The organism is Mesorhizobium marinum (assembly GCF_040813675.1).
In the GTDB taxonomy this organism is placed as follows: Bacteria; Pseudomonadota; Alphaproteobacteria; order Rhizobiales; family Rhizobiaceae; genus Mesorhizobium_K; species Mesorhizobium_K marinum.
In genome coordinates this window covers 928,873-941,508 of the sequence record NZ_JBFOCI010000001.1, presented here as the reverse complement: position 1 = coordinate 941,508, position 12,636 = coordinate 928,873, and the positions used below count along the sequence as shown (strand labels likewise).

The window sequence follows — 12,636 nt, the reverse complement described above, 5'->3', positions numbered from 1 at the left end:
AAGTCGTTCGGGCCTGGGATCAGCCTACATCCATAACCGACCGGACGGAAAGGGGTTTTCTAGCCGGGCTCGATGCCCGGCGCTGCGGTGCCTCACTCGGCCGCTTCGGTGTGCGGGCCGTCCTGCGCGTCCGGGTCGCCGGGCGCCGTCTCGCAGCCCAGGTCGGGAAGCGCGACGATACGCCGCCCCTGGAAATCGGACCGCACAACCGCCACGTCCTGCTCCTCGAAATAGGCGAGCAGCCGGCGGGCGCGTCGCGACGAGTGCGTGCCGTAGGCGCGTGCGAGCGCCATGTCCGACGGGCAGTTCTCGCCGGCTATCGCTGCCTTGGCGACGATCAGGAACACCGACTGGAGGTCATCCGGCAGGCTTGCCGAGAGGCCAAGCGCGCGCTGCCACGGCTCGCCGGCGGCAAGGTCGTCGTCGACGCGCGCCTTGGCGATCGCAAGCCTGCGCCGGAACTCCGGCAGTCCCACGGCGCCGCCCTGGAGGCGGCGAATGCGGCAACGCACGAGAAAATCCTGGAACAGCACGGAATCCGTCTGAAACGCGACGTCCCGTTCGTCGATCATCTCGCGCACGATCGACGTGATCGTCGCCTCGCGCTCGGCTTCGTCGACCTCCTGCAGCACGGTTTCGGGAGTTGGCTCCTGCTCTGGTGTCGAGCGTGCAAGTTGCGCCATGATGTCGGCCGTTGCCGCCGGCGCCGGCGGCCTGTGACGCCGCACCGGCTGGCGCATCTCCTCGGGCGAAGGCGTCAGGATCAGGTTCTCGACATCGTCCACCGTATCCGGCAGCGGCGTAAGCTTCGGGCTGACGGAGCGCGCCGACGTCTCCACCGCGCCGATGGCGATCGGCAGCGGACGCCGCGACAGCGCCGGTCCGAGCGCGACGAAGTTCCCGCGCGCCAGGTCCCGGAACATCTCCGCCTGCCGCCGGTCCATGCCGAGGAGATCGGCCGCGCGCGCCATGTCTATGTCGAGAAAAGTCCGCCCCATGAGGAAGTTCGAGGCTTCCGCGGCAACGTTCTTGGCCAGCTTGGCAAGGCGCTGGGTGGCAATGACCCCGGCCAGGCCGCGCTTGCGGCCACGGCACATCAGGTTGGTCATCGCGCCGAGCGACGCCTTGCGGGCATCGTCGGCCACTTCGCCGCCGACCGCCGGCGCAAACAGCTGCGCCTCGTCGACGACGACGAGAACGGGGTACCAGAACTCGCGATCGGCATCGAACAGGGCGTTCAGGAAGGTTGCGGCGCCGCGCATCTGCTGATCGACGTCGAGGCCCTCCAGGTTCAGAATTGCGGAGACGCGATGCTGGCGTATGCGCGCCGCGATGCCGGCGAGTTCCGCCTCCGTGCGTCGCGCATCGACGACCACGTGGCCGAACTTGTCGGCCAGCGTGACGAAATCGCCTTCCGGATCGATCACGATCTGCTGAACCCAGGGCGCGCTCTGTTCAAGAAGGCGGCGCAAGAGATGCGACTTGCCGGAGCCCGAATTGCCCTGCACGAGAAGACGCGTCGCCAGCAGTTCCTCAAGATCGAGCATGGCCGCCGCCCTGCCGGCGGTTCCCATCTCGATATCGACCTTCATTCAAGCCTCCGTTCCTGCAAGGCGGATGCAGCGCGACCGGCCATCTAGCATCTTGGCGGCGGAAATGCCCGCCGGATTCTGCGAAACCCACAGGTCCCGGCAGGGCCGTTGCAAATTCCGCCTCCCGCAATAGTCTCGCCACGGAACCTCGGGCCGCAGCAGCCGCCCGACCGATCAGAAAGCAGGCGACCATGAAGGCAGTGCTCTATGAGGCATTCGGCGAAGCGCCGAGCGTACGGACGGTGCCGGATCCAGCGCCCCCGCCGGAGGGGGTAGTCGTGAAGGTGGAGGCGACCGGCCTATGCCGAAGCGACTGGCACGGCTGGATGGGCCACGATCCCGACATCCGCCTGCCCCACGTTCCCGGGCATGAACTGGCCGGCACGGTGGCGGCGGTCGGCGCCGGTGTCACCCGCTGGAAGGAAGGCGACCGCGTTACCGTGCCGTTCGTTGCGGGATGCGGACGCTGTTTCGAATGCACTTCGGGCAACCACCAGGTCTGCGAGCACCAGTATCAGCCGGGCTTCACGGCATGGGGCTCCTATGCCGAATACGTCGCGCTCGACTTCGCCGACACCAACCTCGTCGCCCTGCCGGCTGACATGGAGTTCGCGACCGCCGCCAGCCTGGGCTGCCGATTCGTCACGTCCTTCCGCGCCGTGGTCGACCAGGCGCGGACGGGGCCTGGGGAATGGGTCGCCATTCATGGCTGCGGCGGCGTCGGACTTTCCGCCATCATGATCGCCAGCGCGATGGGCGCGAACGTGGTCGCTGTCGATCTCACGGACGACAAGCTCGACCTCGCGACGAAGCTCGGCGCGGTCGCGACGGTCAACGCAACCAGGACGCCCCGGGTCGTCGCGGCGGTCAAGGAGATCACCGATGGCGGCGCACATGTGTCGATCGACGCGCTCGGCCACCCGACCACCTGCTACAACTCGATCTCGAACCTTCGCCGTCGCGGTCGCCATGTCCAGGTCGGGCTGATGCTGGGCGAACATTCCAAGCCGCAGATTCCGATGGCCAAGGTGATCGCCCATGAACTGGAAATCCGCGGCAGCCACGGCATGCAGGCCTTCCGCTACCAGGCGATGATGGAGATGATCCGCGCCGGAAAGCTGAGGCCCGAGCGCCTCCTCGGCAGGCGCATTTCGCTCGACGAAGCGCCCGCCGCCCTGATGGCCATGGACGACTTCGAGGCCGTCGGCATCGGCGTGATCGACCGGTTCTAGGTGCGCTTTCGCCGCCGCTCGTAGAGCATCACGAGGACGTCCGCCGTCAGCGCCGGTCGGGAATCACCCTCGATCTCGACGACGTTGCCGGTCCTGAGCAGGTACTGGCCGGGTCCTGCATGCTCCATCGACACCAGAGTCGAGCGCAGACGCACCCTGGAGCCGACGATGACAGGGGCAACGAAGCGCACAGCATCGAGCCCGTGCATGAAGGCCGCCTGCGTATTCTCGGGAACGGCGTCGATCTCCAGCGCCATCGCCGAGACCAGCGAAAGCGTCAGGTAGCCGTGGGCGATCGGCTTGCGAAACGGGCTTTCCTTCCTCGTCCGCTCGGGATCGACGTGGATCCACTGCCGGTCACCGGTGCACTCGGCGAACCGGTCGATCATGTCCTGGTCGACCGTGACCCAGCCGGATACGCCAAGTTCCTTGCCGACAAGGTCGCCCAGTGTTTCGAAAGAGAGTCCGGCCCTGGCCACCTCACCTCGCCTTGCTGTCGTCGGTCATCCATCCGATCGGTGTCGAGACCACGAAGCCGAACCGCATGTCAACCTGCAGGCGTGCGCCGGGTTGGCGCAGCCGTTAAGTTGATGCAAAGCATCATCTTATTTTCTGGAATTGTTCTAAGGAATGGGCCATATTGGCCGAACCTCAAATCCTGCAGGGATTCTCGCAACATGCGGCTGACGCGACAGACCAACTACGCGATGCGCATCCTAATGTATTGCGCGGCCAACGACGGCCGCCTGAGCCGCATCCCCGAGATCGCGAGCGCCTACTCCGTGTCCGAGCTTTTCCTCTTCAAGATCCTGCAGCCGCTGGTGGAAGCCAAGCTGGTCGAGACGGTGCGCGGCCGCAACGGCGGCGTTCGGCTCGGTCGTCCGGCCGACCAGATCACCCTGTTCGACGTGGTGCGCGTAACCGAAGAGAACTTCGCCATGGCGGAATGCTTCGAGAACGACGCCGCAGAATGCCCGCTGGTCGATTCCTGCGCGCTGAACTCAGCGCTGCGCGAGGCGCTCAACGCGTTCTTCGAAGTGCTGATGCGCCATTCCATCGCCGACCTGGTCGCCAGGAAGGCCGACATGCGCGGCCTGCTCGGAATACCGATGCCGCTCGAGGCGCTACCGCAGGCCGGATAGCCGCCTCAGGGCAGGCCCTGTCAAGCTGCGGACTGCGGCAGCACGAAAGGCACGTCGCCCGCCGGCAGGACGCCGACCTTCAGCCTGCACTCGAAGACGCTTGAGATCAGGTCGTCGCGCAACACCTCCCGCGGCGCCCCCGCTGCCGCCAGGCGGCCACTGTGCATCATGACGATACGGTCGGCGAACATCGCCGTGAGGTTGAGGTCGTGCAGGATCGCGACCACCCCGCCCCCGCGTGCGACGAAGTCGCGCGCCAGGTTCATGATGATCAGCTGGTGCCTGATGTCGAGGCTGGAAATCGGCTCGTCGAGGAGAAGATAGCGCGCCGCGTCGCCGACCACCGGTGCCCAGACCTGGCAGAGCACCCGGGCGAGCTGGACGCGCTGCTGCTCGCCGCCTGAGAGTTCCTGGTAGAAACGTCCGGCGAAACCGCCGAGGTCGACCCGCTCCAGCGCGCGTTCGGGAAGCGTCTCCGACTCGCTGTCGGCCGCGCCCGAGCGGCCGCCCGCCAGGCCGAGCCTGACGATCTCGCGCACGGTGAAGGGGAACGACAGCGCCGTCGCCTGCGGAAGCACGGCCCGGACCGACGCCGCTTCCCAGGCCTTCATGGCAGCGAGGTCGCGGCCGTTGACCGTCACCCGGCCGGCATAGGCCAGTTCTCCCGAAAGCGCCTTCAGGAAGGTCGTCTTGCCTGAGCCGTTTGGTCCGACGATCGCCGTCAGTTCGCCGGCCTTCGCCTGGAAATCGATCGCCGAGACGATTTCGCGGCCGGCGATCGTAACGGACAGGTCTGTTGCCTCGATCATGGCGGCCTCAGAGGTCGAGAATGCCGCGGCGGCGCAGCAGTATCCAGAGGAAGAACGGCGCGCCGACGCTCGCCGTGACGATGCCGATCGGCAGTTCGGCCGGCGCGACGATGGTGCGGCTGATGGCGTCCGCGAGCAGGAGCATGCTGGCGCCCAGCAGCGCCGAAGCGGGCAGCAGGTAGCGATTGTCGGGGCCGATCAGGAGCCGCAGCAGATGCGGCACGACGATGCCGACGAAGCCGATGCCGCCGCTGACCGCAACTGCGGCGCCGACAGCGGCGGAAACCGACACGATAGCGGTGTATTTCAGCCGCTGGACCGGAATCCCGAGATGGCCGGCGGTCGGCTCGCCCAGGGCCAGCGCGTTGAGTCCCCTGGCCAGGAAGGGCGTTGCCGCCAGCGCCAGGACGATGATCGGCGCGACCGCACCGATCTTCTGCCAGGTCGCGCCGGCAAGGGAGCCGAGAGACCAGAAGGTCAGGTCGCGCAGCTGCCGGTCGTCGGCGACGAAGATCAGCACGCCGGTGAAGGCCATGGCCAGCGCGGCGAGCGCAATGCCGGCAAGCAGCATTGTGGCGACGGAGGTGCGTCCCTGACGCGTCGAGATGCCGTAGAGCACGAGCGTGGTGACCAGCCCGCCGATGAAGGCGGCAAGCGGCAAGGCATAGTCTCCCAGCAAGGCCGTGAGCGGGGCCAGAACCCCGGCGCCCAGAACGATGACCGCGACAGCGCCCAGGCTCGACCCGGCCGAGACCCCGACGAGACCGGGGTCGGCGAGCGGATTTCGAAACAGCCCCTGCATGACCGCCCCGGATACGGCGAGCGCCGCGCCGATCAGCATGCCCATCACGACCCGCGGCAGGCGGATGTCATAGACGATGACGCGATCCCGCGCCGACAGCGCATCGTCGGGCGAAAGCGACGGAACCAACCCGTCGCGGATCACCGCCAGGACCGACGCGTCGGACGCGCCGGAGACGAGGCTGAAAAGGACCGTCGCCGCCAGGAGCATCGCAAGCAGCAGGATCGCCAGCCTGGCGCGGACCGACCTGTCGCCGTCGGGCGCCTGCCGTCGTCTGGCGCCGACCGTGCCGGCTGCGGAAACCATAGCCACGGTTCAGCCCCTGACCTGGTCGCCGTAGAGGGCGGTCGCCAGGTCGCGGATGGCGGCGGCGGTGCGCGGGCCGAAGCCCAGCAGATAGCCGCCGTCCATGCGGATCAGCTTCCGGGCCTGGCCCGCAGGGGTCGGCGCGATGGCGGGATGCGCAAACACCTCCTCCTCCGAGACGCCCTCTCCGTCGCCGCGGTCCATCATCAGCACGATGTCCGGCCGGGCGAGGATCGCGGCCTCGTCAGACAGCTGTTTGTAGCCGGAATAGCCCTCGACCGCGTTCGCAGCGCCGGCGAGGTCGATGATGCCGCTCGCCGCCGTGTCCGATCCCGCCGCCAGGATCTTTCCGCCCTGGAGGGAAAGGATGAAGAGCACGCGCTTCTTCTCGAGAATCCCCTTTGTCAGCGCTTCGGCGGCAACAAGTTCGGCATCGACCGAGGCCGCAAGCCGGGTCGCCTCTTTTTCGACGCCAAGCGCCTTGCCCACGACGCGTATCTTTTCGAGGATGCCGGCATGATCGAAGCTGTCGGGCACCGTGATGAGCGGTATGCTTGCCTTCGCCAGGACGTCGATCGCTTCCCTGGGGCCGCTGCCTTCGGCCGCCAGAATGCCGGTCGGATTGACCGACAGCACGCCCTCCGGCGACAGCTGGCGCATGTAGCCGACATCGGGCAGGCTCAGCGCGGCGGCGGGATAGAGGCTGGTCGAATCGCGCGCGACAAGCTTGTCCTCCTGCCCGAGCGCGTAGACGATCTCGGTGACGGAACCACCCACCGCCGCGATCCGCGAGGGATCGGCGAAAACGCCGTCGTCCGCCGACGCGGCGACCGCACCGAGCGCGACGATGAACGCGCACGCCCAGGAGGCGCGCGAAACGGCATGGATGCGACCCATCTGATCTCTCCTCAGGCCGCCGTCTGCACCGGAACCCTGGGCAGGTTCTCCACGAGGAAACGCCAGTCGTCGCGTTCCGCTTCGCCCTCGTGGCGCTGGCCGAAGAACTGGATGACGAGTTCCTTGTTCGCGTCATAGGCCTCGATCGACGTGACGTGGCCGTCCTTGGTCGGCTTGCGCACGGCCCACAGGTCGCGCACATGGTCCGCGCGCAGGTGCAGGTGGAAGGTTTCGTCCATGACGTTGATCCAGGGACCCATCGTCTTGATGTTGGCGATCGGGCCGGAATGGATCTGCACGCATCCGCGATTGCCGACGAAGCACATGATCGGCAGCCCATCAGCCGAGGCAAGGTTGAACAGCGCAGCCAGGCTTTCATCGGCGAGTTTCCAGGCATAGTCGTCGCCGATCATGCGCACGGCCTGCAGGCGCGACAGCTTCAGCGCCTTCAGCATGCCGAAGAACTGATGGACGTCGGTCATGCGGGTCCAGCGGTCGCGCAGATCCTCGACGCTTCCGGCCTCGCCGTCACCGGCGGTTTTCAATGCGACGCCTTTCAGCGCGATAGACGGCGACTGGTCGCTCGCCAGAAGCCCCCGCACCAGCGCCTCGTAGGCGTCGAGGTTGGACGACGGGCGCAGATGTACCTTGTGCACAGCATCCCCGGCATCGTCGAAAAACTGCAGCGAACGGCGAATCTCCTCGCCGTCGCGCTTCTCGACCGCAAAGCCGTGCGTCCAGACCTTCGGGAAGATGCGCAGATCGATCTGCTCGCCCAGCGCCAGCGAGGCATGCTCGCCGAGTTCGATCTTGTCGTAGACGCCGATCTTCTCGTGGACCGCGCTGTCGTTGCGCGTCAGCGCCATCACCTCGCCGACCGCCTCGAGCCCCAGCAGCACGTCGTTCACGCGCGGCTCGAGACGCCGGACGCCTTCCCCGCAAAAGGCGGCCACGAGATCGGCCTCGGAAATGCCGAACTGCGCAGCAAGGTCGCGCTCTCGCACCCTCGGGTATTCGGCTCGCGCCGCCCTGATCTGGTGGGGCGCCGGCTTGACGTTCTGATCCATGTCGATTGCCTGTCTGCTTGCGGCTACTTGTTGAGGATGAGCTTGCCCTGACGGGTGATCTTGAGGCGGTAGAGCGAGCCTGCGTGATCGATGCCGATCTCGTAGAGGCCGTTGAAAAGCGCCTCGCTGGAGACGGTGCGCGGCGGCAGCGGAAGCGCGCTGTACTCGACCCGTTGGTCGTGGACCGGACGCCGCGACCGGAACCTGAATTCATGCGGGTTGTGGCTGTTCATCGTCCGCTCCTTTCCTCAATCCGCCGGCTCGGAAACTGACCGGGTTGCAAGGCGATTTGTTTTCTTGACTCGAATAATCATGTTTACTAGTCAGTGCAATACCGGACTAAATGAGTCAACATTTAAAGCGTTCCGGGGACTATGAAAATGCGAGCGAGCGCCGTGCCAGCCAGCATCGAGATCAGGCATTTGGAGTTGGGACATGGGGCTGGTTGGCCGGAATATGGCGATTCTGCTGGGCGGAGCCGCGATGACGTTGTTGGTCGCGCAGGCGGGCTGGGCGCAGGAAGCGGAAGAACCGATCGTCGTCGGCGGGGACGCGCCGCAGTCGGATGAACAGGCGGCGCCGGTTGCGGGCGGCGCGACCGCGCTCGACAAGATCACGATCGTCAGCCGCACCGGCGAAAGCGCGATCGAGCAGATGGCTTCGGTCAGCCAGGTCGATCAGGAGCAGCTGGAAAGGCGGATGGCGAGCACGCCGCAGGACATCTTCTTCGGCGTACCGGGAATCACGATGCAGACCGACGCCAACCGCACGGCGTCGAGCGTAAACATCCGCGGCCTCCAGGACTTCGGCCGCGTCGCCGTCATCGTCGACGGCGCCCGCCAGAATTTTCAGCGCTCGGGGCACGGCACCCAATCGATGTTCTGGCTCGACCCGGAACTGCTGAAGCAGGTCGACGTCGTCCGCGGGCCCGTCGCCAACACCTACGGATCAGGCGCGATCGGCGGCGTCGTGGTGATGGACACAAAGGATGCCGACGACTTCCTGCGCGACGGGGAAAACTGGGGCGGGTCGGTCACCGGCCGCTATGACACGAACGGCCAGGGCTGGACGACCAGCGCGACCGGCGCATACCGCTTCACCGACAATTTCGACGTGCTCGGCAACGTCGTCTGGCGCGACTACGGCGAATATACCGACGGCAACGGCGACGAGGTCCCGGGCAGCGCCTTCGACGTCCTGAGCGGCATGCTGAAGTCGACCATCCGGCCGACCGAGAACAGCGAACTCAAGCTTGGCTGGGTCGGCGCGGACGACAGCTGGACCGAAGGCGGCGACGCCTATGACATGGAAACCAGGCAGAACACCTTTACCGGCCGCTACAACATCAGGGACGAGAACGAGAGCTGGCTCGACCTGCACCTCAACGCCGCCTTCAACAGGACGGACATGACGCAGACCTATCTCACCGACGTGGCGCGCTACAGTTCGGTGACGGGGTTGCCGATCGTCATCCCCGCCGGATCGCTTACCACCTATGACGTGGAGACGCCGAGCGTCGACCTCTCGAACACCTCGCGTTTCGACACCGGCGCCATCAGCCACGAACTGACATACGGCGGCGACTGGGTACGGGACGATGTCGTCACGACCAGTCCGGAGGGCGGAAGCGACATCTACACGCCGTCGGGCACGCGGCGCGTTTCGGGAGCCTACATACAGGAGAAGTTCACCTGGGAGTGGCTCGAAGTCGTGGGCGCACTGCGCTACGACAGCTACGAACTGACCAGCGATGTCGGCGAAGCCAGCGGCGACCGGGTCTCTCCACGCATCACGGTCGGCGTCTCGCCATTCGAATCGATCGGATTGCCCGGGCTGCAGGTCTACGGCACCTACGCTGAGGGCTATCGTTCCCCCTCGCTGTCGGAAACGCTGATCAGCGGACTGCATCCAAACGGCGTCGTCTTCCCGTTCCTGCCGAACCCCGACCTTGTGCCGGAGACGGCGCATACGATCGAGTTCGGCGTCAACCACAGCCAGGACGGCATTTTCCAGGCAGACGACAGTCTGCGCCTCAAGGCCGCGTATTTCGCCAACGACATCGATGACTACATCGGCGGCGCCACCATCTCGGCATTCAGCGACCCGTTCGACAACTGCACCTTCACGCCCGGCCCCGGCGCGGCGCCCTTCTGCTACCAGTACCAGAACTTCGCGAACGCAAAGATCCGCGGCTTCGAACTTGAAAGCGTCTATGACGCGCATTGGGGCTTTGCCGGGCTCGCCGTGTCCATCATCGATGGCTACACGGTCAGCTACGACGGAGAGCACGAGGACCTCACGACCATTCCCTCGTCGCAGGTCACCGGGCAACTGGGCTTCCGGTTCCTCGAGGACCGGCTGGTCGTCGGCGGCGAGGTGCAGTTCAACGGCGCGCCGGCCGGCAACGCGATCGCCAGGGACTATACTCTGGTCAATCTGTTCGCCAGCTATCAGGCGACCGACGATCTCAAGTTCAACGCGCGCGTCGACAACCTGCTCGACCAGACCTACACGAACCCGCTCAATGCTTCGACCACAGACGTCGTCTACGAACCCGGCATCTCATTGAAGCTCGCGGCGACCATGCGGTTCGGTGGCTGACGATGAACCATGCCCGAACGTTTCACATCCTGGCCGCGGCGTTTTTCGCCGCGGCCTCCCCCGTTGCCGCGCAGGACGCCCCTGCGCCCGACCCAGGCCTCGTGCTCGAACTGAACGGCGTCCAGCCCTCGGACAAGGGCTGCCGCCTGACTTTCGTGGTCACCAACAATCTGGGCGGCGAACTCGGCAAGGCGGCCTTCGAGATCGCGCTCTTCAACGAGGCGGGCGTCGTCGACCGGATCACCGTGCTCGACTTCAACGAACTGCCGGCCGGCAAGACGAAGGTCACCCGGTTCGACCTTGCCGGCGCCGACTGCGCGCAGATCAGCCGCGTCCTCATCAATAGCGCCACCGATTGCGCCGGCGCAGGCATTGACCCGAAAGCCTGCCTCGCCCGGCTCAAGCCGCAGACCAGGTCGAACATCGCCTTCGGCCTGTAGGTGATGGCGCCCGCTCCCGAACCAGCCTTCACTCCCGGTCGGCCGGTCTGGCCGCTCGCCGGGATTGTCCTGGCTGGGCTCGAACGGGACGATCCCGATCTCGCCATCCCGCGCGGCGCGGTTCAGAGCGGAAGCCGCGACGCGCCCGAGCGGCACCTTCGACCCGACATCGATGGCCGATTCACCCACACGGCGACCGAGCCGCTCGGGCCGGCGCCGTGCCGGCGGGTCGGCGTTCGCCGCAAGTGGACCCTGGCGCTGGCCGCATCCTGCGTCCTTCACGTGGCAGTCGCGGCATTCTTCATCTTTGCGCCGGAGGAGCCGGTGCTGATGGAGGGCATGACGTCGTCTGGCGAAGCGTCGATGGGCAACGCCGCTTTCGACCAGGCGCAGGCCGGGGACTTCAATGCTGAAAACGCCGTCGACGTGACGATGATTACGGTCCTGGACGCCGTTCCGGTAAAGGTTGAAGCCGAGACGGTACCGACCGAGGAAGTCGTTGCTGACGTCGATGTCTCAGAAGCCATGCCTGTCGAGCGCGAAACGTTGCAGCCGGTCAGGGAGCGGCTGCCTGAAGCCATCGAGCCGACAAGTGCCGAGGCGGAGGAACCGGCGGAGCGGATCGAGGAGCGGCCGGCTCCGCGCGCGACGCCTGTCGGCGCCGAGGTCGCCCCTGCTCCCGCCGCATCCGAAACCATTCCGGAAGTGCTGGCGACGGACAGGGCCAAGCCGGTGGGTGACGACACCTTCGTCCAGCAACCTGCCCCGGCACAGGCAGAGAAGGCCGTCGAGATCGCCGAAGCCGTCCACGCGGAGCGACCACCGCCGACCGAGGCTGCCACCTTGCCGGCGGAAACCGTGACGCCCGTCGTCGAACCGCCGCCGGACGCTGAGAAGAAGCCTCCCGCCCGGCCGAAGAAGGTCGAAGACAGCAAGAACGTTGCCGAAAAGCCGACCGCAAAGCCCAGGAGATCTGGCGATGGCGGCCGCAACCAGGCCAGCGCCAAGAGAGGCGCAGCGGACGGCCAGGCGCGCGGCGACAACCGCCAGGCGAGCCGCGGCGGCTCCAGGAACGGCGAGGCCGGCAACGCGGCCGTCTCCAACTATCCGGGCAAGGTCCGCTCCAAGTTGGCGCGGGTGGCGCGTGCGGTCCGTGCCAAGGGTCGGGGCGAGGTCGTCGTCACTTTCGCCGTCAGTTCGAACGGCAGCGTGCACGCGGCCAGGATCGCGCGCAGCTCGGGGGTAGGCAGCGTCGATCAGGCGGCGCTCCAGGCTGTCCGCAAGGCGGCGCCATTCCCGCCGATACCGGCCACGGCCGGGCGTTCGACCTGGGAATTCTCGATTCCCCTGGCGTTCATCCGTTGAGCAAGCCCGATCCGTAGACCAGAATGGCGGTCAAAGTGACGGCCCAGAGAGCAAGGACAAGCGAACTGATGTTTATTGCAATGAACCGCTTCAAGGTGAAGAAGGGCTCGGAGGAGGCCTTCGAAAACATCTGGAAGAGCCGTGACTCGAAGCTCCACGAGATGGCCGGCTTCAAGCAGTTCCACCTGCTGCGCGGCCCGGAAAACCAGGCCGAAGGCTATACGCTGTTCGCCTCGCATACCGTCTGGGCCAGCAAGGACGACTTCACGGCCTGGACGAAGTCCGAGAACTTCCGCGCTGCGCACCGCAACGCCGGCGCCAACGACGTCCACTATCTCGGCCACCCCCAGTTCGAGGGGTTCTCGGTCGTCGAAGGGGCCTGA

General features: G+C 66.4%; 13 protein-coding genes. 6 read left to right on the top strand and 7 right to left on the bottom strand.

The annotated features are described in order from the left end of the window. Positions 1 to 92: 92 nt before the first annotated feature. Positions 93 to 1,592: a helicase HerA domain-containing protein gene (locus tag ABUE31_RS04450; RefSeq protein WP_367722279.1), complete on the bottom strand. Its 1,500-nt coding sequence runs from the start codon at positions 1,590 to 1,592 to the stop codon at positions 93 to 95. A 191-nt stretch (positions 1,593 to 1,783) separates the two neighbouring features. Here ABUE31_RS04450 and ABUE31_RS04445 point away from each other — a divergent pair, with 191 nt between their 5' ends. Further along, on the top strand, positions 1,784 to 2,824 hold the full coding sequence (locus ABUE31_RS04445; RefSeq protein ID WP_367722278.1) for a zinc-dependent alcohol dehydrogenase family protein: 1,041 nt from the start codon (positions 1,784 to 1,786) through the stop codon (positions 2,822 to 2,824). Here ABUE31_RS04445 and ABUE31_RS04440 read toward each other — a convergent pair. Then, the gene (locus ABUE31_RS04440) at positions 2,821 to 3,303 is read right to left on the bottom strand and encodes a MaoC family dehydratase (RefSeq protein WP_367722277.1); all 483 of its coding nucleotides are present in this window, start codon (positions 3,301 to 3,303) and stop codon (positions 2,821 to 2,823) included. The two genes, ABUE31_RS04445 and ABUE31_RS04440, sit on opposite strands and share 4 nt — an antisense overlap. A 198-nt stretch (positions 3,304 to 3,501) precedes the next feature. On the opposite strand from ABUE31_RS04440, the gene rirA reads away from it, so the two are divergent. Further along, positions 3,502 to 3,966 carry an iron-responsive transcriptional regulator RirA gene (gene rirA, locus ABUE31_RS04435; RefSeq protein ID WP_367722275.1) on the top strand — a complete coding sequence of 155 codons (465 nt, stop codon included), beginning with the start codon at positions 3,502 to 3,504 and terminating at the stop codon, positions 3,964 to 3,966. Between the two features lie 20 nt (positions 3,967 to 3,986). On the opposite strand, the gene ABUE31_RS04430 is transcribed toward rirA, so the two are convergent. The 5 genes from ABUE31_RS04430 to hemP are packed head-to-tail and all read right to left on the bottom strand — an operon-like array spanning position 3,987 to position 8,080. Further along, a complete protein-coding gene (locus ABUE31_RS04430) occupies positions 3,987 to 4,775 on the bottom strand; it encodes a heme ABC transporter ATP-binding protein (protein WP_367722274.1) in 789 nt (262 codons plus the stop codon). Between the two features lie 7 nt (positions 4,776 to 4,782). Next, on the bottom strand, positions 4,783 to 5,883 hold the full coding sequence (locus ABUE31_RS04425) for a FecCD family ABC transporter permease (protein ID WP_367722530.1): 1,101 nt from the start codon (positions 5,881 to 5,883) through the stop codon (positions 4,783 to 4,785). A 9-nt stretch (positions 5,884 to 5,892) separates the two neighbouring features. Beyond that, complete coding sequence (locus ABUE31_RS04420) at positions 5,893 to 6,780, bottom strand: heme/hemin ABC transporter substrate-binding protein (protein ID WP_367722273.1); 888 nt, start codon at positions 6,778 to 6,780, stop codon at positions 5,893 to 5,895. A gap of 11 nt (positions 6,781 to 6,791) precedes the next feature. Next, a complete protein-coding gene (locus ABUE31_RS04415; protein WP_367722272.1) occupies positions 6,792 to 7,847 on the bottom strand; it encodes a hemin-degrading factor in 1,056 nt (351 codons plus the stop codon). A gap of 23 nt (positions 7,848 to 7,870) precedes the next feature. Beyond that, positions 7,871 to 8,080 (bottom strand): hemin uptake protein HemP, encoded by a 210-nt coding sequence (gene hemP / locus ABUE31_RS04410; RefSeq protein WP_367722271.1) that lies wholly within the window; start codon positions 8,078 to 8,080, stop codon positions 7,871 to 7,873. 250 nt (positions 8,081 to 8,330) lie between these two features. On the opposite strand from hemP, the gene ABUE31_RS04405 reads away from it, so the two are divergent. From ABUE31_RS04405 to hmuQ, 4 genes are all read left to right on the top strand, one after another. Then, on the top strand, positions 8,331 to 10,448 hold the full coding sequence (locus tag ABUE31_RS04405; RefSeq protein ID WP_367722270.1) for a TonB-dependent hemoglobin/transferrin/lactoferrin family receptor: 2,118 nt from the start codon (positions 8,331 to 8,333) through the stop codon (positions 10,446 to 10,448). 2 nt (positions 10,449 to 10,450) lie between these two features. Then, positions 10,451 to 10,888 (top strand): hypothetical protein, encoded by a 438-nt coding sequence (locus ABUE31_RS04400; protein WP_367722269.1) that lies wholly within the window; start codon positions 10,451 to 10,453, stop codon positions 10,886 to 10,888. A 3-nt stretch (positions 10,889 to 10,891) separates the two neighbouring features. Continuing rightward, complete coding sequence (locus ABUE31_RS04395) at positions 10,892 to 12,253, top strand: TonB family protein (RefSeq protein ID WP_367722268.1); 1,362 nt, start codon at positions 10,892 to 10,894, stop codon at positions 12,251 to 12,253. A gap of 68 nt (positions 12,254 to 12,321) precedes the next feature. Continuing rightward, on the top strand, positions 12,322 to 12,636 hold the full coding sequence (gene hmuQ, locus ABUE31_RS04390; protein ID WP_367722267.1) for a heme-degrading protein HmuQ: 315 nt from the start codon (positions 12,322 to 12,324) through the stop codon (positions 12,634 to 12,636).

Coding starts and splice junctions, on each gene's coding strand:
- hmuQ (WP_367722267.1), top strand. CDS start 12,322: ATGTTTATTGCAATGAACCGCTTCAAGGTGAAGAAGGGCTCGGAGGAG.
- ABUE31_RS04430 (WP_367722274.1), bottom strand. CDS start 4,775: ATGATCGAGGCAACAGACCTGTCCGTTACGATCGCCGGCCGCGAAATC.
- ABUE31_RS04405 (WP_367722270.1), top strand. CDS start 8,331: ATGACGTTGTTGGTCGCGCAGGCGGGCTGGGCGCAGGAAGCGGAAGAA.
- ABUE31_RS04420 (WP_367722273.1), bottom strand. CDS start 6,780: ATGGGTCGCATCCATGCCGTTTCGCGCGCCTCCTGGGCGTGCGCGTTC.
- ABUE31_RS04425 (WP_367722530.1), bottom strand. CDS start 5,883: ATGGTTTCCGCAGCCGGCACGGTCGGCGCCAGACGACGGCAGGCGCCC.
- ABUE31_RS04395 (WP_367722268.1), top strand. CDS start 10,892: ATGGCGCCCGCTCCCGAACCAGCCTTCACTCCCGGTCGGCCGGTCTGG.
- ABUE31_RS04400 (WP_367722269.1), top strand. CDS start 10,451: ATGAACCATGCCCGAACGTTTCACATCCTGGCCGCGGCGTTTTTCGCC.
- ABUE31_RS04450 (WP_367722279.1), bottom strand. CDS start 1,592: ATGAAGGTCGATATCGAGATGGGAACCGCCGGCAGGGCGGCGGCCATG.
- rirA (WP_367722275.1), top strand. CDS start 3,502: ATGCGGCTGACGCGACAGACCAACTACGCGATGCGCATCCTAATGTAT.
- ABUE31_RS04445 (WP_367722278.1), top strand. CDS start 1,784: ATGAAGGCAGTGCTCTATGAGGCATTCGGCGAAGCGCCGAGCGTACGG.
- hemP (WP_367722271.1), bottom strand. CDS start 8,080: ATGAACAGCCACAACCCGCATGAATTCAGGTTCCGGTCGCGGCGTCCG.
- ABUE31_RS04415 (WP_367722272.1), bottom strand. CDS start 7,847: ATGGATCAGAACGTCAAGCCGGCGCCCCACCAGATCAGGGCGGCGCGA.